Origin of the sequence: Rathayibacter sp. VKM Ac-2760, assembly GCF_009834185.1 — a bacterium.
In the GTDB taxonomy this organism is placed as follows: Bacteria; Actinomycetota; Actinomycetes; order Actinomycetales; family Microbacteriaceae; genus Rathayibacter.
Window position 1 is genome coordinate 3,943,297 of record NZ_CP047173.1, and the last position, 19,903, is coordinate 3,963,199.

Consider the following 19,903-nt stretch of genomic DNA (forward strand, 5'->3'; position numbering starts at 1 on the left):
GTGCAGAGCGCGCGGCCCCCGGCTACGCTTTCCGAATACCACCCGGCCCCTCTGGGGCCGGGTCTTCTTTTTTCTTTGTCCGGTGCGTCAGGGACGGCGTTTCACGCCGCAGCCGTCTCCGGCGCCCGCAGCTCCCGCGGCACCAGGCCCTCGGCCGCCAGCAGGCGGGCCGCGCCGAGGGTCGCGAGGTCGTCGCCGTGCGCGCCGATCAGCTGCGCGGCGAGCGGCAGGCCGGACGCCGCGCCGAGACCGATCGGGAGCACCGTCGACGGCCCCGTCGCGAGGTTCGCCAGGCAGCTCCAGCGGCCGATCGCCCGGCGGTCGGCCTCGGCGAGCGGGAACGCGGGCGCCGCGAACGGCACGACCGGCGCGAGCACGACGTCCACCCCGGCGATGTCCCGCTCCCACTCCGCGCGCAGCCGCAGCTGCTCGTCCCAGTCGGCCCAGACCTGCGCCACAGGGGCGCCCGGGCCGCCGGGGTAGCTGATCTCGTGCAGGATCAGCCGGTCGAACAGCGCCTCCGCCTCCGCGGTGCCGAGCACGGACGGCCCGAGATCGACGACCGTCGCGCCGGCAGCGCGGAGCCGGTCGGCGAGTGCGGCGAGCGCCGCCGCCGTCTCGTCGTCGACCGGCGCGCTCTCCTCCGCGAGCCACAGGCCCACCGTCAGCCCGCCGACGCGCGAGAACCGCGGCTCGGGCAAGGCCAGCCGCCACGGTCCGGCGGCGGTCGACCCCGCGAGCACGGCGAAGAGCGCCGCCGTGTCGTCGGCGCTCCGGGCGATCGGCCCCGCGGCGGACGCGGAGGGCTCGAGCCGCGTCCCGACCGGCCAGGGCAGGTGCCCGCGCTTGGAGATCACTCCGCTGCTCGGCCGGTGCCCGCAGACGCCGTTCCAGGCGGCCGGCACGCGGATCGAGCCGGAGAGGTCGCTGCCGAGGTCGCCCCAGGACAGCCCCGAGGCGACCGCCGCGGCCGACCCGCCGGAGGAGCCGCCCGCCGTGAGCCGCGCGCCCCACGGGTTCGCCGCCCGCCCGTGCACGGTGTTGACGGTGTCGAAGGAGTCGAGGTGCGGGGGCACGCTCGTCTTGCCGAGGATCACAGCGTCGGCGGCCCGCAGCGCGGCGACCGCGGGTGCGTCGGCGAGCGAGCGGTGCACGCTCTCGGCCGTGCCGACGCTGCCGTCCAGGCCGGTGACCTCGAAGGAGTCCTTCACGGTGAGCGGGACACCGGCGAGCGCGCCGAGCGGCTCCCCGCGGCGGCGGCGCTCGTCGACGGAGCGGGCGGCGCTCAGCACCGCCTCCTCGTCCCAGGCGACGACCGTGCCCGACTGCGCCGAGACGGCGGCGAGCCGGTCGGCGGCGACCTCGACGGCCGAGACGGAGCCCGCGGCGAGCGCGGCGAGCAGCTCGGCGATGCTCACGCGGCGACGGCGCTCGCGACGACGCCCGCCGCCGCGTCCGCCGCGAGCCGGGCGACGCAGGCCTCGAAGTCGCCGAGGACGACGGTGCTCGACGAGGACAGCATCAGGTTGAACGGCGCGCCGAAGTTCTCGACGGTGAAGCCGTCCGCGTCGGTGAAGCCGCCCGCGCCGTCGGGGGTGACCGGTCCGAAGAAGTCCCGGGTGCGCTCCACGGCGGTCGCGCCGTCCGAGGCGTAGACGTAGCTGGCCTTGCCGCGCGCCACGGCGTAGCCGACCTCGAAGCAGGTGCCCGCGTCGGGGTCCGGCCCGCGGAAGTGGTTGAGGTTGGCGAGGATCGCGTCGGCCCGCTCGATCATCGCGATGTTGTTCGCGTAGATCAGGTCGGCGAGCGCCTCGCCGTGCAGTGCCGGCCCCTGATCCGCGTCGGCGCCCTTGTCGAGCGGCGAGATCGGCTCGAGCCCGTAGCGGCGGCAGGTGGCGCGCATCCGCTCGGCGATCTCGGGGCCGTCGGGCGCGAAGACCTCGAAGCCGGCGAGGTAGACGCTGACAGTGGGCGTGGTGGTGGCAGTGATGGTCATGGTGGGGGTGGTCATGGGCAGAGCCTCTTCCGTGATCGCGACAGCAGGATCGGGAATGTCGCGATGACGGATCCCCGCCTGTCGTCTTTCCCGTGCCCGTCGACCCTATGCGGCGACGGATCACCGACTCGTTTCGTCAGGTTTCGGGCGCGTAAACCTTCATCTGTCGGTTCGTCGGGGCACGCCGGGGCCGCATAGGGTCCTTCGGAGACGGTCCCCCCCGATCCGTCGCCCGCCCCGCCCGAGGAGTCCCGCCGTGCCCGAGTCCACGCCCCTGCACCGCCTCAGCGGTGCCTGGCGTCTGGGCACCTGGCGGCTCTCGAACTCGCGCGCGCCCGCCGCGGCCTGATCGGCACACCCTCTCCTTCCCGCGCACCGACCTCGCTCGTGCGCGCTCCCGACCGCGCCCTGCCGCGGTCCGTCCCGGGCGCCTCCCGCGCGCCCGCACCTCCTCTCGAGCGCTCCGCGCTCCCCTCCCCGTGAAGGTCGTCATGCCCGCACCCCTGCTCCGCCGCGCCCCCCGCGCGGTCCTCGCCCTCCTCGCCGGCGCCTGCACCGTCGGCCTCCTGGCCGGCTGCGCCGGCTCCGACAGCTCCGCGTCCGAAGGCGACGGCACCACCGCCGCCACCCTCCAGCTCGGCTGGATCGCCAACGTCGAGAACATGGGCCCGTTCGTCGGCGAGCGCGACGGCGATTACGCCGACGCCGGCGTCGACATCACGATCACGCCCGGCGGCCCGAGCACGACCGTCGAGCCGCTGGTCGCCAGCGGCAAGGCGCTCGTCGGCCTCTCCTCCGCCGACGTCGTCGCCCGTGCCCGCAACGAGGGCGCGCCGCTTGTGATCGTCGGCGCGACCCTCCAGGTCAACCCGATGAGCATCATGTCGCTCGCCTCGTCGCCCGTGAACACGCTCGACGACCTCGTCGGCTCGCGCCTGTGCATCCAGACCTCGGGCGTCTCGATCATGGACGGCATCCTCACCGCCAACGACATCGAGCCCGCGGACGTCGAGTACGTGACCGCCGACTTCGACCCGTCGCCGCTCGTCGCCGGCGACTGCGACGCGTTCGTCTCCTTCCTCAACAACCAGCCGGTCACCCTGAAGCTGCAGGGCATCGACACGGTCGCCTTCCCGCTCAGCGACTACGGCTACGAGGCGTGGGGCAACGTGCTCTTCACCACGGAGGAGGCGCTCGCCGACGAGACGCAGCGCGCCGCCGTCAAGGCGGTCGTCGAGGGCACGATCGCCGGCTGGACCACCGCGCTCGCCGACCCCGACGCGGCCGCCGAGTACGTCGTCGACGGGCCCGGCGCGAGCCAGAACCTCGACCTCGAGCAGCAGAAGCTCGCCGCGGAGGCGTTCGTCCCGCTCGTGCAGACCGCCGAGACGGAGCAGAACGGCCTCCTCAGCATGAGCCCGGACGGCATCGCGGCGAACATCGCGACGCTCGAGGGCCAGGGCGTCGAGGGCGACCTCGACTCGCTCTTCGACACCTCGATCCTCGACGAGATCACCGCCGGCTGACGCCGCGCCCACCTTTCTCCACCGACACGCTCCTCCTGAAAGCGAGACCCCTCATGCCCGTGCACTTCTCCGAAGACCCCTGGACCCGCGTCACCTCCGTCCGCGGCTACCCCGCCGACGAGCTCATCTCGACCCTGCAGAAGTCGATCCGCCGCGGCGACACCCAGCTCGCGCTGCTCGTCGGCCGCGAGATGTTCGAGTCGAGCGCCGATCTCGAGGAGATGATGTGGGCCCGCCTCAACGTCGTCTCCTGCGAGGACGTCGGCGACGGCAGCTACTCCGAGCCCGTCGTCGTCAACAGCCTCTACCTGATGCACCAGCGCCTCGACCGCTCGTTCGGCGACCGCTGGCTGTTCGCGACGCACGCGATCCGCTTCCTCTCCGAGCGCACCAAGGACCGCACCTCGGACGAGCTGGCGAACCTGACCATGCACCTCATCAACGCGTCCGAGAAGCCGTTCGAGATCCCGGAGTACGCGCTCGACGTGCACACCCGCCGCGGGCAGCTCGCCGGCCGCTCGGTCGACGACTTCTGGGGCGACGGCGGCGGCTCGGAGCTCGTCAACGAGGTCGCGGGCCGCGACGGCGCGCTCAAGGACGAGATCCTCCGCCTCCGCGCCGCCGGGGAGTGGAAGGCGTGACGCTCGGCCTCTCCGCCGCGGGCGTGGTCAAGGAGTTCGACGTCGGGCGCGGCACGGTGCGCGCGCTCGACGGGGTCGACCTGGAGACCAGGGAGGGCGAGTTCACCGCCCTCCTGGGGCCCTCGGGCTGCGGCAAGTCGACGCTCCTGCGGATCTTCGCCGGCCTCGAGGGCGTGAGCGGTGGCATCGCGCAGCTGCACGGCGCCGATCCCGAGCGCGCCCGCATCGACCACCGCGTCGGAGTGGCGTTCCAGGACTCGGCGCTGCTGCCCTGGCGCAGCGCCGCATCGAACATCGCCCTCGCCTACGAGGTGTCGGGGCGGCGGACGGACCGCGCCGCGATCGCCGCGCTGATCGAGCTGGTCGGGCTGACCGGCTTCGAGAAGGCCAAGCCCGCGCAGCTCTCGGGAGGCATGCGCCAGCGCGTCTCCCTCGCCCGCGCGCTGGCCATGGAGCCGGACGCGCTGCTGCTCGACGAGCCGTTCGGCGCCCTCGACGAGGTCACCCGGCACCGGCTGAACCTCGAGCTGCAGCGGATCTGGACCGAGCGCGCCACCACGACGCTGCTCGTCACGCACAGCATCAGCGAGGCGGTGTTCCTCGCCGACCGCGTGGTGCTGATGGCGGCGCGGCCGGGCCGGATCGTCGAGATCGTCGACATCGACCTGCCGCGCCCGCGCACCGCCGAGCTGCAGCAGACGCCGGAGTTCCACGCCTACTGCGACCGGCTCTCCCGCGGCCTGTTCGGCGAGACGATCGCGGCGGGAGTGCCGCGGTGACGGCACTCGCCCCGCCGGAGCAGCCGAGCACCCGCACCAGCGCCGTGCTGATCCGCCGTCGGCCGCGCGGTGTCGTCGGCCGCGTGATCCCGATCCTCGGCCTGATCGCGCTCTGGTGGGCCGTCGCGCTCCTCGCCGCTCCCCTGCGCGTCATCCCCACGCCGTGGGCGGTGGTGGCCGCGTTCGTCGGCGACCTGTCGGTGCTGCCGATGAACGTCGGCGCGACCCTCGCGAACGCCGGCATCGGCTACGTCGTCGGCAACGCGGTCGCGGTGCTCGCCGCGATCCTGTTCGTCCAGGTCCCCTGGACCGAGCGGGTGCTGCTGCGGATCGCCGTGATGAGCTTCTGCGTGCCGCTCGTCGCGATCACACCGATCCTGGTCGTGGTCTTCCCGGGCGACATGCCCAAGCAGATCCTCGCCGGGCTGTCGGTGCTGTTCACCACGCTGGTGTCGTGCCTGCTCGGCCTGCGCTCGGTGAACGGCGCGACGGTCGACCTCGTCCGCTCGATGGGCGGGTCGGACCGCGTCGTCCTGCGGAAGGCCCGGCTGACCGCGATGCTGCCCGGCCTCTTCGCGGGCCTGCAGATCGCCGCGCCCGCCGCGATCCTCGGCACCATCCTCGGCGAGTACCTCGGCGCCGCCCGGGGCCTGGGCGTGATGCTCGTGCAGGCGCAGTCGTCCTTCCAGGTGCCGCGGACCTGGGCCGTCGCGCTGACCATGTCCGCGCTGGCCGGGCTCGTCTACTGGGCAGCGGGTCTGATCGGCCGCGCCGCCACTCCGTGGGTCTCGCGCGACGTCTCGACCGCGGTCGGCCAGAGCATCGCGAGCGCCTCGGGCCTGCGCGGAGGCCGGGGCGCCGTGTCCGCGCTGCTCGGCCTGCTCGGCTCGGTCGCCGTGGTCGTCGCGGTCTGGTGGGGCGCGATCCTCGCCTTCGACCTGTCGCCGTACTTCGCGAAGACGCCCCTGGACGTGCTGACCTATCTCTTCGCGGATCCCGACGCGGCTGCGAACCGGGCGCTCATCCTCGACGGCCTCGCGATCACCCTCCGCGACGCCGGCGTCGGCTACGTCATCGGCACGGCGCTCGCCTGCCTCGTCGCCGTCGGCATCGTGCTGTCCCGCTGGGTCGAGCGCACGGTGCTGCCCGCCGCCGTGGTGATGCGGTCGATCCCGCTGGTCGCGATGACCCCGCTGCTCGCGCTCGTCTTCGGCCGCGGGCTGCTCGGCGTGACGGTGATCGTCTCGCTGGTGACCTTCTTCCCGACCCTGGTGAGCGTCGCCGCCGCCCTGCGCGCCGCTCCGGTGCTCGCCTGCGACCTGGTCGTCTCGATGGGCGGCTCGACCGCGATGGTCACGCGCAAGGTCCGCCTGCTCTACGCCCTGCCCGCGATCTTCGCCTCGGCCCGCATCGCCGTGCCCGGCGCGTTCGCCGGCGCGACGCTCGCGGAATGGCTCGCCACCGGCGAGGGCCTCGGCAGCATGCTCGTCCGCGACTACGCCGCGTCGCGCTTCAGCGCGCTGTGGTCGGAGACGGTGGTCGTCGTCGCAGTGGCCGTGGCGCTGTACGCGCTGGTGAGCCTGGTGGAGCGGCCGGTGGTCCGCCGCTTCGCGGCCGGGCAGGGGTGAGGCGCGCACCGATCGGACACCCCCATTAGGGAGGCGCCGCGCCGCTGCCCATTGCCTCGGCGGCGGGCGGCTCGCTAGCTTTCGAGCACCGATCCCTTCCCTCGTCGACTCCCGACACCCCCGCCCGCGACGCCGCGGCCGCGGGGGAGCAGGGATCGCGCCGAGAGACCGGAGCGGCCCGATCCGCCCTCTCGAGAAAGGCGACCCGATGTCGTCAACGCTCCACCTCTCCTGCACGCTCACCGCCGCGGTGGTGGCACCGTGAGGGCCCCGCGCCGCTCACGGGTCGCCCTGATCGCCGCCGCGGTGATCGCCGGCACCGTCGGCCTCACGCCCGCCCTCAGCGCCGCCGCCGCCCCCTCCGCCTCGACGGACGTCACCTGCACCGACGGCGCCCCGGTCAGCGCCGTCGTCGCCGGCGACACCGGCGGCCCGGTCGGCGGCACGGGGACCACGACCCTCGGACTGGCCGTCAACGGCGTCACCGCCGACACGACCAGCGTCCCGGCGACCGGCGGCCCGTTCGCCTTCGACTCGGTGCCGGTCACGACCGGCGACCGGCTCGTGGTCTGGGCAGGCAGCTCGGCCAACGTGCAGTACAGCTACAACGTCACCGCCGCGTCCTGCGACGACGGATCGACGCCCACGCCGACCCCGACCGCCACCGGCACGCCGACGGCCACTCCTACCGCCACACCCACCGCCACACCCACCGCGACTCCGACGGCCACGCCCACCGCGACCCCGACCGCCACGCCCACCGCGACCCCCACGCCCGGCGGTCCCGTGGTCGTCACCCGCATCGCCGGCGTCGACCGCCAGGACACCGCCGCGAAGGTCTCGGCCGCGACGTTCAAGTCGAACGTGCCGGTCGTCTTCATCGCCACCGGCAGCAACTTCCCCGACGCCCTCGCCGCGGCACCCGCCGCCGCGAAGCAGAACGGCCCGCTGCTGCTGGTCGACCAGGACTCCATGACGCAGCCGGTCCGCGACGAGCTGCGCCGGCTCCGTCCGAGCAAGATCGTCGTCGTCGGCTCGAACCTGAGCGTCAGCGACCGCCTCGTCACCGAGCTCGCCGCCTACGCGAAGACCGGCGAGGTCCAGCGCATCGGCGGCGTCGACCGCTACGACACCGCGGCGAAGCTCGTCGAAGCGGCCTTCCCGAAGGGGTCCTCGCAGGCCTGGCTCGCCACCGGCGAGAAGTTCCCCGACGCCCTCGCCGCCGCCGCCGCAGCCGGCTCGGTCCGCGCGCCCGTCCTCCTGGTGAACGGCGGACTCAGCGCCGTCGACGACACCACCCGCTCCCTCGTGCAGGGCCTCGGCGTCAAGAAGCTGACCATCGCGGGCGACCCCCTCTCGGTCAGCACCGGCATCGAGAACTCGTTCCGCATCACGCCGATCCGCATCGGCGGCACCGACCGCTACGACACCTCGGTCCAGCTCAACCGCGCCGCCTTCACCGCCGCGTCGACGGTCTACCTCGCCACCGGCGAGAAGTTCCCCGACGCCCTCTCCGGAGCGGCCGCCGCCGGCTTCACCCGCAACCCGCTCTACACGGTGAAGCCCGACTGCGTCCCCCAGCCCGTCCTCGACGACATCAAGAGCCTCGGCGCGACCAGCGTCGTGCTGCTCGGCGGCACCGGGACCCTGTCGGAGGGAGTGGCGAGCCTGACGGCCTGCAGCTAGCCGCAGCTGCACCGCCGCGACTCGCCCGAGAAGGCTCGTTCCCCACCCGGAGAACGAGCCTTCTCGGGCGATTCGATCACACGTCGGCGCGGAGGCGGACCTCGTCCTGGTAGTCGAAGTGCGTCTTGACGGCGTCGGAGACGTCGATGTTCTGCATCTTGCTCGACACCGGGCTGAAGCCGACGAGCCCTGCGGCCGTCTCACCGCCCTGCGCGGTCCGGTAGACGTACTTCAGCACGGCGTCGTTCAGCGAGTGGTAACAGTAGACCGCCTCGTCGACCGCGGCGGTCAGCGAGTCCCAGTTGCTCTTCGCCCCGATGGCGGCGCCGAGCAGATGCGCGGCTTCGATCCGCGGTCCGCCGGGCTTGGTGCCGAGCGCCTCAGCGGCGACGACCATCAGCCGCGCTCCGAGACTGTGCCCGATGAGCACGTAGGACTCGGCGTCCGTCCGGGCCAGGAGATCCCCGACGATGACGCCGGTCTTGTCGGCCCGGCTCTTCGCGACGTGCCAGGGGTTCTTGAGGAGATCGGCGGCGACGAACGCCGGACCGACGACGTTCCCCAGGAACCTCGCGCCGGCTTTCGTGCCGATCGCTGCGGCAGCCTTGACCAGCCCGACGCCGCTGACTTTGCCGGCGAGTCCCGCCACGAGACCACCGAGGTCGTCGAGTTCCTTCGAGCCCCAGTGGACGCGGTAGACGGGCGAGTCCGGGTAGCGCGCATCGACGATCGCCTTCCAGCCACCCCACTTCTCGCTCTTGCCGTCGGTGAGGAACCCGTTCGCGACGATCACCGGCACACCGCCCTTGCCAGGCCTGAGCAGCTCGATCCGGAACGACTTGTCCTCGCGGAGGTAGGCGTTCGAGACGGACGCGCCCAGCGCGCCGCCGACCGCCGCACCGACCGCGGTGACGACCGCAGTGCCACCGGCCATCCCCAGCCCGCCGGCGGCGAGTGTGCCCCCGCCCAGCAGAGCCAGGCCGTGCGAGCTCGCCGCGGCGCCGGACAGGCCGCCGAACACTCCGAGTGAGCCCAGCGCTCCGCCGATGGCGGGCGCCGCGACGAGGGCCAGCGGAGCGGCGACTCCGAGAGCGACGACACTGCCCACAGCGATCTTCGAGATCGCATCGAGGTCCGGCTTCTCGTACTTGAGGAAGTCCTCGTAGTCGTGAAGCTCCCCGAAGGAGCCCTGGGCCTTCTCGAAGCCCGGGATCTCGCGCTTGTGCTCCGCGCAGAACTGCGGAACGCGGAGGGCACCGCGATCCCGGACCGCCAGGTTGTCGCAGCCCGGAGCCATGCACGGGAGGGTCGGAGAACCGCAGCCCTGGCAGACGTAGACCGGGAGCTGGCCAGCGGGTCGATTCGACTTCCGGTGCTCCGTGCGGAAGAAGCAGGACGAGCACCAGCCGCGCTCCACCGTGAGGAGCGAGACGTCGTCCGCGACATCGGCGATCCACTGGGCCGTTTTGGCGTACTCGTCCGCGCGCTTCTCCGCGGTCTTCCGCTCGATCTCGAGCATCTTCAGGGCGGCCTTCTGCTCCGCAGGATCGGCGATGCCGAGTGCATCCAGATTCGACGCCGTCCGGGCCGCGTGCCAGGTCTTCGCAAAGGCCCACATGTTGCTGCGGAGCGCGGTATTGCTCTCGAGAACACCGCCGCTCTCGACACTCGGCTCGAGATCGGTGTAGTTGCCGACCAAGGAGAGCGTCGCTCCCTGATCCGAGATCACATCCACTCGGAGTCGCGATCCTTCAACGATGTGGGAATGGAGTGAGCCGGCCATGACCCGATGTTCCCACAGGTGATGGGCGGCGTCGGCCTTCTCAGTTCACACGAACCGTCGGCCGGTTCTGCTCCGTTTACGCTCGGACTCATGACCGCGCCCGCCAATTGGTACCCCGACCCCACCGACTCTTCGATCCTCCGCTATTGGGATGGGACTGCGTGGACACACCACACGCATCCCGTCGCCCCTGCCGAGCCGATAGCGAACGAGGAACCACTTTCCCGGCGAGAGAGCCGGCGCGCGGAGAGGACGGTGGAGGCGGTGCACGACGTGCCCGCCGGTGCATCGACGGAGAGCAGTCCGGATATCCCGTTCTTCGGAGCGCGGAAGGTGGCGAAGGAGCTCGCGGCCAGGGTCGCCGAACTCGAGCGCGCTCAGGAGCGCTACGGAATGCTCGAGCTGACGGAGCTCGATTCGGAGAAGAGCCGCCGACGGGCCGAGATCGCCGAGGAGCGCGCTCGATGGCAGCACGACGTCACCACCAGAACTGAGGAGGAGTCCGCTCGGGCTGCATCATCGAGGGCTGTCGCCGCGGAGATCGACGATCACATCGCGCTCCGCCGCAGAGAGCTCGAGGACGTGCAGTCGCAGATCATCGGTGTCCGTCAGACGATCGACATCCAGGAGCTGGGTCTCTACGACTACGAGCACCCGGCGGAGGCCTCGGCCGATCTCGCGACTCGACTCGAGGTCACCCGCTCCCGCATCAAGGCAGCGATCCGCGACAAGAAAGCAGCGCGGGCGTCCAGCGGGTTCACGTTCAACGGCTCCGAGGCTCAGGGCCGGAAGTTCGTCAGCGATATGACGAAGATCCTGTTGCGCGCATACAACGCGGAGGCAGAGAACTGCGTGAAGACGGTTCGGGCCGGCAGTCTGGCCGTCGCGCAGGCGAGGCTGAGCAAGGCCGCCGAGATGATCGAGCGCCAGGGATCCATGATCACACTGACGATCGATCCCGAGTACCACCACCTGAGACTGACCGAGATCCAATTGGCCAACCAGCATCTCCAGGCGCTCGCTCGGGAGAAGGAATTGGAGCGAGCCCGACGGGAGGAGCTCCGCGAGCAGCGGAAGGCGGAGCAGGAGCTGGCTCGCGAGCACGAGCGCCTCGACAAGGAGAAAGCTCATTACACGGCTACTCTCACTGCTCTGGAGGCGAACGGCGACCTGGAGGGAGCCGAAAGGCTCCGCGCTCGGATCGCCGATGTCGAGAGGGCCCTCCACGATGTGGACTACCGCGCGGCGAACATCCGGGCGGGCTACGTCTACGTCATCTCGAACAGGGGAGCCTTCGGCGACCGAATGGTCAAGATCGGGATGACGAGACGCCTTGAGCCGATGGATCGGGTCAACGAGCTGGGCGACGCGTCGGTGCCGTTCCGCTTCGACGTCCACGCTCTGTTCTTCGCGGACGACGCCGTCGGAATCGAGACGATGCTTCACCAGACCTTCTCGGAGAAGCGCGTCAATCGGGTGAATCTCCGTCGCGAGTTCTTCTACGTGACGCCTGACGACGTGCTCGAGGTACTGCGGGCGCACTCGGTCGAGATCCTCGAGTTCCGGACCGAGGTCGCATCGGAGGAGTACCTGGCGAGCGTCACGCCGACGACCGGCGCCTGATGCGGACCCTGTCCGGAAGCGGACACGTCCGCTAGCGGCTCTTCCGGCGGCGGGCGGAAGTTGTCAGACTCGTTTGATCCCCGTCGGCCGCGGCAGCACCTCCCGCCACCCCACCACCAGGAGTTCGGCGATGCCCGACGTGACCAGCCGCGAGGCACCCGCGCCGATCGACGCCGACGCGTCCCGGCGCCCCCTCCGCGCCTGGCTCAACGAGGGCTCCTACGGCCCCACCGATCTCACCCGCCGCGGCGCCCTGCTGGTCGTGGGGTCGATCCTCGCGGTGCTGGTGCCGATCGTGACGCTGACGCTGCTCGACGTCGACTCGCACGTGTCGCTCAAGGTCTGGATACTGGCCGTCACCGTCATCGCGCTGCTCGGTGCGCTGCTGCGGGTCGTCGCGGACATGCGGCCGGGTCCGCGCAGCGACCTCGACCGGGCGGGCAAGGCGGTCGGGGCGGTCGCGGCGCTGTTCACCGCGCTCGCCGTCGTCATCGACTGGAGCATGCTTCGCCTCTAGGTGGGCGGACGGCGCTCAGGACGCGGGCAGGAACCGCACCGGAAGCTCCGCGACGGACAGCCCCGAGTCGCGCAGCACCTCCTCGATCGCGGCGTGCTCGCTCTCGGGCGCAGTGACCTGCACCTTGTCGACGCCGTCGATCTGGGTGCCGTCGCTGCTGTCGAAGTAGCCCGTCACTCCGTGCTCCTCGATCAGCTCGGCGAGCATCGCGGCGTAGCGCTCCTGCTCCCCCGCCCGGACGAGCACGCTGAGCATCGAGCCGCTGATCTCGACCGGGTGGTCGGCGCCGACTCCGGCGGCGTCGCGGAGGTCCTCGGCGTGCGCGACGAGCGGCAGGAGGGCGTCGACGGCCGCGGGGTCCTCGATCGACAGGAGCGAGAACCGGCCCGCCCCGCCGTCGACGCCGTCCCGGACGGCGGCCTGCAGGTCGAGGCCTCGGACGAGGCCGTCGACGGGGCCGAGGAGATCGGCGGGATCGACGCCGAACTCGGGGCAGGGGCCGGCGCCCGCGCGGCCCTCCCACGGGCCGTGCACGGAGACCGCGTTGCCGCCGTCCGTCCGCACGCGGAACGACCAGGCGACGTGCTCGCCGTACTCGGAGGTGCAGGCGGTGTCGAGCACGGCGGGGAGGCCGGCCTCGTCGACCTCGAGGGAGATCCGGGAGGACGGGTCGAGGAAGACGGGCGCCTCGACCCAGCGCGCGGACTCCTGCACGCTGACCCCGGGGATGCTCGCGACCTGCGCCGTCAACCGGTCGAAGGCGGGGTCGGGCCGCTCGAACTGCGTCTCGCTGACCGTCCAGGCGAACAGCGTCGCGCCGCCGACGACGACGCCGACTGCTCCCAGGGCCGCGAGGGCGGGCCACCACCACTTCGTCATGCCCCCAGGGTCCCTCCTCGCCGGGGAGTGCGCCACTGCGGCGGGCGGCGGTCTCTCGAACAGCGGGCGAACGGCGCTGGTTCAGAATGGAAGGGTGTCCCCCTCGCCAGCCGACCGCGCCGACGCCGACGCCGACCCCGACGCCCTCCCCGGCGACGGCCGCGACGAGACCGAGAACGAGCGACTCGACCGCAACTGGAGCGAGATCCTGCAGGAGTTGCGCGTCATCCAGACCGGAACGCAGATCCTGACCGGCTTCCTGCTCGCGATCGCCTTCCAGCAGCGCTTCGCCGACCTCGACCTGTTCCAGACCGACGTCTACCTCGTGCTGATCAGCGGCTCGGTGCTGGCGACCCTCCTCGGCCTCGCGCCCGTCAGCCTGCACCGCGAGCTGTTCCGCCGCCGCGCGAAGAGCACGCTCGTGCGCGCCGCTGACCTCCTGCTGCGGCTGACGCTGCTCGCCGTGGCACTCGTGCTGACGGGCACGGTGCTGCTGATCTTCGACGTGGTGACCACCCGGCCGCTCGCGATCACGATGGCGTCGATCACGGCCGTCCTCATCGCCGCCGTCTGGCTGGTGCTGCCGTGGCGCATCCGGAGGCGTACCTGAGGCGCACGCGCGTCAGAACGGCGGCGGAGCCTCGACGAAGCGCGGCCCCGGCGGCGGGAGCACGTCGGCGAGCCCCGGTGGGTGCGTGGTGATCCTGCGCCCGGTCGGGCTGGTCCACTCGGCGGTGCCGCCGTCGCGGAGCCGGTAGCGCCAGCGGTCCCCGTGGCGCAGGTGGTGGTGGCTCGTGCAGAGCGAGGCGAGGTTGTCGAGGGACGTCTCGCCGCCGTTGCGCCACTCGATCGTGTGGTCCGCCTCGGCCCTGGTGGCGGTGCGGGTGCAGCCGGCGAAGCGGCAGGTCTGGTCGCGCAGCTGCAGGTGCAGGCGCATCCGGGGCGGCGGGAGGCGGTGGGTGCGGCCGACGGAGACGACGGCGCCCGTGTCCGGCTCGGTGATCACCCGGGTGATCGCGGCGAATGCGACGCTGCGGGCGACCTCCGCGGGGATCGGGCCGTAGCCGTCGAGATCGGCCGGCGCGTCGTCGAGGCCGAGCGCCGCGCCCGCGGTCATCGTCACGCGCACCTCGGCCCGGACGCCGGGCACGAACGTCGGCTCGGGACGCTCGACGCCCTCGGGGAACGTGCCCGAGACGTCGCCGTCGCAGAGCAGCTCGGTCGCGACGTCCGCGCGCAGCTGTCCGAGGGTGCGCTCCTCGCCTTCGTCGCGCAGCATCCGCGCCATGCGGTCGGCCCTGTCGTACGCGCCCAGCACCGCCGTCGCCGGAGCGTGCACGCACAGCATCGCCATCCCGTCCACCTCCGGCGTCACCCACACCGCGCGGTCCTCCCGCGCCCGGCGATGCCGCTCCGCGAGAGGCTGCTCGTGCAGCCGCTCCCGCAGGCGCCCCAGCGCAAGGCTCAGCTGCGTCGGCGTCATCGACTCCGCCAGCTCCGCCGCCCGCTCATCGAACGCCGCCCGCGACGCGAGCGGCAGCGAGGCGGCGACCCGGTAGATCCGCTCCCCCGCCGACCAGCGGATCCGCGCCCCGGCCAGCGCCGCACGCGTGATCGGCAGCTCCTCCACGAGCAGCTAGGCGACCTCCAGCTCGTGCGCCGCGTCCCGCTCCGACACGGTCATCGCGACCGCGAACTCCGCCCGGACCGACCGCTCCACCAGCTCCCGCGCCTCCCCGCGCGACACCCCCGCCGCAAACGCCTCCGGACACCGCAGCGCCGCCCGGTGACCCGCGTACAGCTCCTCCGCGGACGCGAGCAGCGCCGGCGCGGCCGAGCGCGCCAGCACGTCCGCCCGATCGCCGCGCTCGCGCACCTCGGAGCGCACCGCCTCCGCGTCCGCGCCGGCATCAGCCGTCCCTGAATCCGTCATACGAGTATCGAAGCAGTGACCGCCGACACGCGCGCGGCCCGCAGCACGATCCGTGGAGAGCCCTCCGAAACTCCTCCTGTGGAGGAGGAGCACCACACCCGGGGAACTCCGGACGTCAGCGCCCGAGGAGCCGCAGGGCGCGCCGCTTCAGCGGGTGCAGGCGGTACGCCGCGTAGCGCACCGCGGGCCACGCGAGCGCGCGCAGGCGCCGCGGCTGCGACGCGCGCGCCGCCACCGACTCCGCGTAGATCGCCGCCTGGGTGCGCGCGGCCGCCGCGAGGCTGAAGCGCTCGACGACCACCTCGCGCCCGAGCGCGCCGAGCCGCCGCCGCAGCTCCGCGTCCTCCGCGAGCGGTCCGAGGATCCCCGCGAGCCGCCCCGCCCCGTCGACGCCGTCGCCCAGCGAGTACCAGCCGCCCTCGAGGAAGAACGGCAGCGACTCCGGAGTGAGCAGCCGCCAGAACGCCCGCTCCCCCTGCACCACGAGCGGCTTCGCGAACGCCATCCCCCGGAGCGCCGAGCCGCCCATCCCGAGCACGACGTCCGCCACGGCGTAGGCGTCGCGCGGATCGAGCATCTGCCCGGTCAGCGTCACGAGCGGGCGCGCCCGCCCCGCGTTCACCCGGTCGGCCGCGGCCTGCAGCTCCCCGCGCACCGGTCCGTCGCCGACGACGATCAACCGGAGGCGGTGCTCGTCCCCCACCGCGCCGACGGCCTCGATCGCCGCGAGGATCCCCTCGCGCTTGAGATCGACGACGAGCCGCGCCACGGTGACGACCGCGATCTCGCCCTCCGCCACGTCGAAGCGGGCGCGCAGCGCCGCCGTCTCGTCGACCGGCGCGTTCAGCTCCGTGTCCACCGGCGGCTCGATCAGGTGCAGCACCGGCCGCCGCCGCGACTCCGCCTCGAGCAGCTCGACCACGCCGACCACCATCGGGAACGCCGCGGGCACGAAGTCCGGCACCTCCGGCGAGAGCACCGTCGTCACCACCGGCACGCCGTCGAGCAGGTACGGACCGAACGCCGCGTCCATCGTCGGCGCCCACTCGTAGGCGTGGATCAGGTCGATCCGCCGCTCGCGGACGATCCGCCGCAGCCGCGCGGCGCTCCGCAGCGACAGGCGCGGCCCCTTCTCGGGCGCCTCCTCCCAGTCGAGTCCGAGCTCGGCGACCATCGGCCGCAGGTCCCCGTCCGGCCCGTAGACCACCGCCCGGTGGCCGAGCGCCGTCATCCGCCCGGCCAGCTCGATCGCGTTGAGCTGGCTCCCGCCGACCTCCAGCGTGTGCAGGCAGATGAGGATGCGCATGGCGGAGCCGGCCCTCAGCCGGGCAGGACCTCGAGGTCGAGCTCCTGGAAGTCGGCGACCTCGCCGACCCAGCGCGTGCGCACGAACTCGACGTGGACCGGATGCGCGTCGTAGGCCGCGAAGGCCGCCCGGTCGGCGAACACCATCGAGAACTGCCAGGTCAGCTCGCTCTTCGGGCTCACCTGCCTGTTCACGGTGAAGCCCGTCACGCCGGGGATCGCCGAGAGCGTGCGCCGCGCGGAGGCGAGGAACTCCTCCTCCGCCGCCGACCCCGGCTCGTGCACGAGCGAGAACGCGACCGTGTGCTGCACGGCCGGCCCGCTCGCCCGCGCCGCGACCTGCCGCCGCGCCTCGTCGATCGTCGCGAGCACCGAGACGACCTCGTGGTGCGGGTGCACGGGCGACTCGACGAGCCCCGCGGCGACGTAGGAGGCGAACGCGGTCGCCTGGAAGGACAGCGCGCCGTACGGCCACGGGCCGTCGTCGGTCCAGACCTCCGAGTCCTGCCCCGAGCTCATGCTGCCGAGCGTCAGCGTCACGCCGCTCGGGCCGAAGAACGGGCTGTGCACCGCGAGGCGCCCCTCGGAGCCGAGGACCATCGCCTCGACCGGCAGCGACGTCTCGAGCGAGGTGGACAGCAGCGCGCGGGCGCCGCTGCCGGTGGTGAGCAGCAGGTCGACGCTCGCGTCGACTCCGGTGCCCGGGTCGGTCGTGCCCGAGGCGGTCACCGAGACGGGGGCGCCGAGCACCGACGACGCGAACGAGATCGGGTACACCCCGGCGTCCAGCAGCGCGCCGCCGCCGAGCTCCTTCGCCCAGAGCCGCCCGGTCGGATCGACGGGGACGGAGAAGCCGAAATCGGCGGTGACCAGGCGGATCTCGCCGAGCACCCCGCTCTCGACGACCTGGCGGATCACGTCGGCCTGCGGCAGGTAGCGCGCCCACATCGCCTCCATCACCAGCACACCGGCGGCGCGGCCCGCGGAGGTGATCTCGCGCGCCTCCTCCGCCGACATCGCGATGGGCTTCTCGATCAGCACGTGCTTGCCGGCCGCGATCGCGGCGAGCGCCTGCGCGCGGTGCAGCGGGTGCGGAGTCGCGATGTAGACGGCGTCGATCCCGGAGTCGGCGACGAGCGCCTCGACGCTCGCGTGCACGGTCGCGATGCCGTGCTTCTCGGCGAACGCCCGCGTCTTCTCGGCGTCGCGGGCGGTGACGGCCACCGCGCGCTGCACCGAGCGCGAGTGGATCGCCGCGACGAACGCGTCGGCGATGCCGGTGCCGATCACTCCCCAGCGCAGGGCGGGGACGGAGGCGGGGTCGATCGTTCGCGGGGCGGGGAGGGTCACGGGCACCGCTGAATCCTACGGCCGCGGCTCCACGGGCCACGAGATCCGCTCGAAGAGACTCCGCAGCCGCGCCCCGCGCGCGGGCGTCACCGCGCTCACCCAGGCGATCCGGCCGAGCAGGTGCGCCCGGAAGTCGGGCACGCCCGCGCGGTTCTGCCCCGCCGGGCCGTGCACCGCGCAGTTGTGCAGGGTCGCGTGCAGCCGGTCGATGTCGGCCCGGCGCAGGCTCGGGTGGTCGTTGACGACGACGCCGGTGACGCTCTGCCGCGTCGACGCGGGACGCAGCCGGGTCTTCCGCGCGTTCACCGCGTAGCCCGCGTCCTCGACGATCCGCGCGGCACCGCGGGCGAACGCCTCCGCCCGCCGCGCGAAGGCCGCGCCGCCGCTGAAGGCGAGGTCGTCGGCGTAGCGGGTGTAGCGGGCACCGGCGGCCTCGGCGTAGCCGGTGAGCCGCGCGTCGAGGCGGCGCAGCGCCAGGTTCGCCAGCGCGGGCGAGGTCGGCGCGCCCTGCGGCAGGTGCGCGAGCGCGAGGGAGCGGCGGAGCGCGGCCCGCTCCTCCGGAGAGCCGCCGCCGGGCATCCCGCGCAGCACCGCCACCGGCACGGCGTGGGTGCAGAGCCCGGTCAGCGCGTACGCGACCGCCTCGGGCAGCCCCTCGCCGCGCAGCAGCCGGTGGACGCGCGCCGCGGTCACCTGCGCGAAGAAGCGCTGCAGATCGAGCGTGACCAGCATCGCGGAGCCCGTGTGCACCGCCGCCCCGGTGATCGCACTGCGGCCCGGCACGAAGCCGTGCGCGGCGGAATGCACGGGCGCGAGGCCGACGATCTCGTCCAGCACGCTCCGCTGCACCGCCCGCAGCCGCGAGCGCGGCACCTCGAGCAGCCGCGGCGCGCGACCGGGCCGCGGGCGCCAGACGTGGTCGTAGTTCTGCACGACCGCCGGTGAGGACCGCCGGTTCCACTGCCCGAGGTCGGCGTAGCCGTCGAGCTGCCCGGGCGCGAGACCGAGCAGCCGCGCGAGGTCGTCGCGTCCGTCGATCGCGGGCACGGGCGAGGAGGAGGGCAGCGCCCGCGCGGCGACCGGCGCGAGGTGCGCGACGACCGGCTGCGCGCGCCTCGGGAGCAGCCCCGCGACGACCGCGGCGAGCTCGCGCGGCGCGTCGAGCGGCGGATGCGGGAAGGCGACGAGCACGGCGGTGACCAGCGGACCGGCCCAGCGGCGGCGCGCGCCGAGCGCGTCGGCGGCGGCGGCGCGCAGCCCGGCCGGCGTCCACTCCGCGGCGAGGAAGGCGTGCGCCAGCGCCTCGACGACCGCGTCGCGTCCGTTCACGCCGATCCCCCGCCCGCCACGAGAGCCCCCGCCCCGATCTCTCCAGCCTAGGCTGGGCGGCGCCGCCCCTCCGGGCGAGGCGGACGGGGCACGCGCTGCACCGTCCTCTCCGGGGTCACCCCGGGGCACGTGGACCGACCAGGCATCACGCCGCAGGCACCCACCCGCGCTCCGCGCGGCACAGCGCCCGCACAGCTCGACAGGTCGCCCGGAGGGAGCGGCCCCCTGCCGATGCCGCCGCCCCGAGCGCCGCGTCCCGCTGTGCAGGAGGCGAAATCACCCCGGAGCGGGGGTTGGTCCCCGCGGAAGGACCGTCCTAGCCTTCTCGGAAGCGCATCAGGACGAGGCCCGGCGCGCGCACGGCCGGAGGAGACGCGGATGGACACCTGGCGGCACAGGCTCCCCACCGGGGACTGGGCACCCGTCTTCTCGGGCCCCGTCGACGCCGTGCCCCGGGAGGCGCTCGACGACGCCGCCCGCATCCTCCGCCTGCTGCCCGGGATCGAGCGGCTGTCGATCGGCACGCCCGACGGCCCGATCATCGCCGAGCGCGGCGCGTCCTCCGCGGCCTGGCAGGCCGCCGACCGGGTCGCGATGGCCCTGCTCGCCTCCTCGCCCGCCGTGACGGGCATCACCGCGCACGCCTTCGACGCCCGCGACGGCGTCCGCTACGCGACCCCCGCCGACCCGTTCCTCACCCGCGACGGCGGCCGCATCGCCGCCCTGCGCGCCTCCGAGCAGCTCGGCGAGATCTCGGCCGAGGAGGCGGAGCGCCGGCACGCCGAGCTGCTCGCCGGCGCCGACGCGGAGGACCCGCTCGAGGCCCTCTGGGACGCGGAGTCCCGCCGCGGGCGCTGACCCGGCGGCCGGCACCGTCGCCCCTCGCCCTCGCACCCGACATGTGCAAGAGTGTGCATACGACAATACG

General features: G+C 73.3%; 18 protein-coding genes. 9 read left to right on the forward strand and 9 right to left on the reverse strand.

Going from position 1 to position 19,903, the window contains the following annotated elements; genetic code table 11:
- Positions 1-101: 101 nt before the first annotated feature.
- Entirely contained in the window at positions 102-1,418 is a 1,317-nt protein-coding gene (locus tag GSU72_RS18045) for an amidase family protein (RefSeq protein ID WP_159986270.1), read from the reverse strand.
- Positions 1,415-2,011, reverse strand: a complete 597-nt coding sequence (locus GSU72_RS18050) for a nucleoside 2-deoxyribosyltransferase (RefSeq protein ID WP_208545101.1) — start codon at positions 2,009-2,011, stop codon at positions 1,415-1,417. Before GSU72_RS18050 ends, GSU72_RS18045 begins: the two co-directional genes overlap by 4 nt.
- Before the next feature lie 476 nt (positions 2,012-2,487).
- Between GSU72_RS18050 and GSU72_RS18055 the strand changes: the two genes are divergently transcribed.
- From GSU72_RS18055 to GSU72_RS18075, 5 genes are all read left to right on the forward strand, one after another.
- Positions 2,488-3,522, forward strand: a complete 1,035-nt coding sequence (locus GSU72_RS18055; RefSeq protein WP_159986271.1) for an ABC transporter substrate-binding protein — start codon at positions 2,488-2,490, stop codon at positions 3,520-3,522.
- A gap of 59 nt (positions 3,523-3,581) precedes the next feature.
- On the forward strand, positions 3,582-4,163 hold the full coding sequence (locus GSU72_RS18060) for an AAA family ATPase (RefSeq protein WP_159986272.1): 582 nt from the start codon (positions 3,582-3,584) through the stop codon (positions 4,161-4,163).
- A complete protein-coding gene (locus tag GSU72_RS18065; RefSeq protein WP_244255878.1) occupies positions 4,160-4,942 on the forward strand; it encodes an ABC transporter ATP-binding protein in 783 nt (260 codons plus the stop codon). The genes GSU72_RS18060 and GSU72_RS18065 overlap by 4 nt, the downstream gene beginning before the upstream one ends.
- Entirely contained in the window at positions 4,939-6,570 is a 1,632-nt protein-coding gene (locus tag GSU72_RS18070) for an ABC transporter permease subunit (protein ID WP_159986274.1), read from the forward strand. The genes GSU72_RS18065 and GSU72_RS18070 overlap by 4 nt, the downstream gene beginning before the upstream one ends.
- 261 nt (positions 6,571-6,831) lie before the next feature.
- Complete coding sequence (locus GSU72_RS18075; protein WP_159986275.1) at positions 6,832-8,256, forward strand: cell wall-binding repeat-containing protein; 1,425 nt, start codon at positions 6,832-6,834, stop codon at positions 8,254-8,256.
- Between the two features lie 76 nt (positions 8,257-8,332).
- Here GSU72_RS18075 and GSU72_RS18080 read toward each other — a convergent pair whose 3' ends face one another.
- On the reverse strand, positions 8,333-9,991 hold the full coding sequence (locus GSU72_RS18080) for a DUF726 domain-containing protein (RefSeq protein ID WP_244255879.1): 1,659 nt from the start codon (positions 9,989-9,991) through the stop codon (positions 8,333-8,335).
- 138 nt (positions 9,992-10,129) lie between these two features.
- Here GSU72_RS18080 and GSU72_RS18085 point away from each other — a divergent pair, with 138 nt between their 5' ends.
- Together GSU72_RS18085 and GSU72_RS18090 are read left to right on the forward strand one after the other, a co-directional pair.
- Entirely contained in the window at positions 10,130-11,662 is a 1,533-nt protein-coding gene (locus tag GSU72_RS18085) for a DUF4041 domain-containing protein (protein WP_159986276.1), read from the forward strand.
- Positions 11,663-11,792: 130 nt separating this feature from the next.
- Positions 11,793-12,179 (forward strand): hypothetical protein, encoded by a 387-nt coding sequence (locus GSU72_RS18090; RefSeq protein WP_159986277.1) that lies wholly within the window; start codon positions 11,793-11,795, stop codon positions 12,177-12,179.
- 15 nt (positions 12,180-12,194) lie between these two features.
- On the opposite strand, the gene GSU72_RS18095 is transcribed toward GSU72_RS18090, so the two are convergent.
- Positions 12,195-13,058: a hypothetical protein gene (locus GSU72_RS18095; protein ID WP_159986278.1), complete on the reverse strand. Its 864-nt coding sequence runs from the start codon at positions 13,056-13,058 to the stop codon at positions 12,195-12,197.
- A gap of 94 nt (positions 13,059-13,152) precedes the next feature.
- Here GSU72_RS18095 and GSU72_RS18100 point away from each other — a divergent pair, with 94 nt between their 5' ends.
- Positions 13,153-13,668 (forward strand): DUF6328 family protein, encoded by a 516-nt coding sequence (locus GSU72_RS18100; RefSeq protein ID WP_159986279.1) that lies wholly within the window; start codon positions 13,153-13,155, stop codon positions 13,666-13,668.
- 12 nt (positions 13,669-13,680) lie between these two features.
- Here the strand turns inward: GSU72_RS18100 and GSU72_RS18105 are convergent, their stop codons facing one another.
- The 5 genes from GSU72_RS18105 to GSU72_RS18125 all read right to left on the reverse strand — a co-directional run bounded on the left by GSU72_RS18105 (position 13,681) and on the right by GSU72_RS18125 (position 18,975).
- Positions 13,681-14,688, reverse strand: coding sequence for an HNH endonuclease signature motif containing protein (locus GSU72_RS18105; RefSeq protein ID WP_159986280.1), 1,008 nt, complete (start codon positions 14,686-14,688; stop codon positions 13,681-13,683).
- Between the two features lie 6 nt (positions 14,689-14,694).
- Complete coding sequence (locus GSU72_RS18110) at positions 14,695-14,991, reverse strand: hypothetical protein (protein ID WP_159986281.1); 297 nt, start codon at positions 14,989-14,991, stop codon at positions 14,695-14,697.
- Positions 14,992-15,106: 115 nt separating this feature from the next.
- Complete coding sequence (locus tag GSU72_RS18115; protein WP_159986282.1) at positions 15,107-16,297, reverse strand: glycosyltransferase; 1,191 nt, start codon at positions 16,295-16,297, stop codon at positions 15,107-15,109.
- A gap of 14 nt (positions 16,298-16,311) precedes the next feature.
- Positions 16,312-17,652, reverse strand: a complete 1,341-nt coding sequence (locus GSU72_RS18120; RefSeq protein ID WP_159986283.1) for a Gfo/Idh/MocA family oxidoreductase — start codon at positions 17,650-17,652, stop codon at positions 16,312-16,314.
- A 9-nt stretch (positions 17,653-17,661) separates the two neighbouring features.
- Positions 17,662-18,975: a reverse transcriptase family protein gene (locus GSU72_RS18125; protein WP_159986284.1), complete on the reverse strand. Its 1,314-nt coding sequence runs from the start codon at positions 18,973-18,975 to the stop codon at positions 17,662-17,664.
- A 378-nt stretch (positions 18,976-19,353) separates the two neighbouring features.
- Here GSU72_RS18125 and GSU72_RS18130 point away from each other — a divergent pair, with 378 nt between their 5' ends.
- Positions 19,354-19,833 carry a hypothetical protein gene (locus GSU72_RS18130; protein WP_159986285.1) on the forward strand — a complete coding sequence of 160 codons (480 nt, stop codon included), beginning with the start codon at positions 19,354-19,356 and terminating at the stop codon, positions 19,831-19,833.
- The last annotated feature ends 70 nt before the right edge of the window (positions 19,834-19,903 follow it).

Coding starts and splice junctions, on each gene's coding strand:
- GSU72_RS18050 (WP_208545101.1), bottom strand. CDS start 2,011: ATGACCACCCCCACCATGACCATCACTGCCACCACCACGCCCACTGTC.
- GSU72_RS18055 (WP_159986271.1), top strand. CDS start 2,488: ATGCCCGCACCCCTGCTCCGCCGCGCCCCCCGCGCGGTCCTCGCCCTC.
- GSU72_RS18085 (WP_159986276.1), top strand. CDS start 10,130: ATGACCGCGCCCGCCAATTGGTACCCCGACCCCACCGACTCTTCGATC.
- GSU72_RS18090 (WP_159986277.1), top strand. CDS start 11,793: ATGCCCGACGTGACCAGCCGCGAGGCACCCGCGCCGATCGACGCCGAC.
- GSU72_RS18095 (WP_159986278.1), bottom strand. CDS start 13,058: ATGACGAAGTGGTGGTGGCCCGCCCTCGCGGCCCTGGGAGCAGTCGGC.
- GSU72_RS18110 (WP_159986281.1), bottom strand. CDS start 14,991: ATGACGGATTCAGGGACGGCTGATGCCGGCGCGGACGCGGAGGCGGTG.
- GSU72_RS18115 (WP_159986282.1), bottom strand. CDS start 16,297: ATGCGCATCCTCATCTGCCTGCACACGCTGGAGGTCGGCGGGAGCCAG.
- GSU72_RS18130 (WP_159986285.1), top strand. CDS start 19,354: ATGGACACCTGGCGGCACAGGCTCCCCACCGGGGACTGGGCACCCGTC.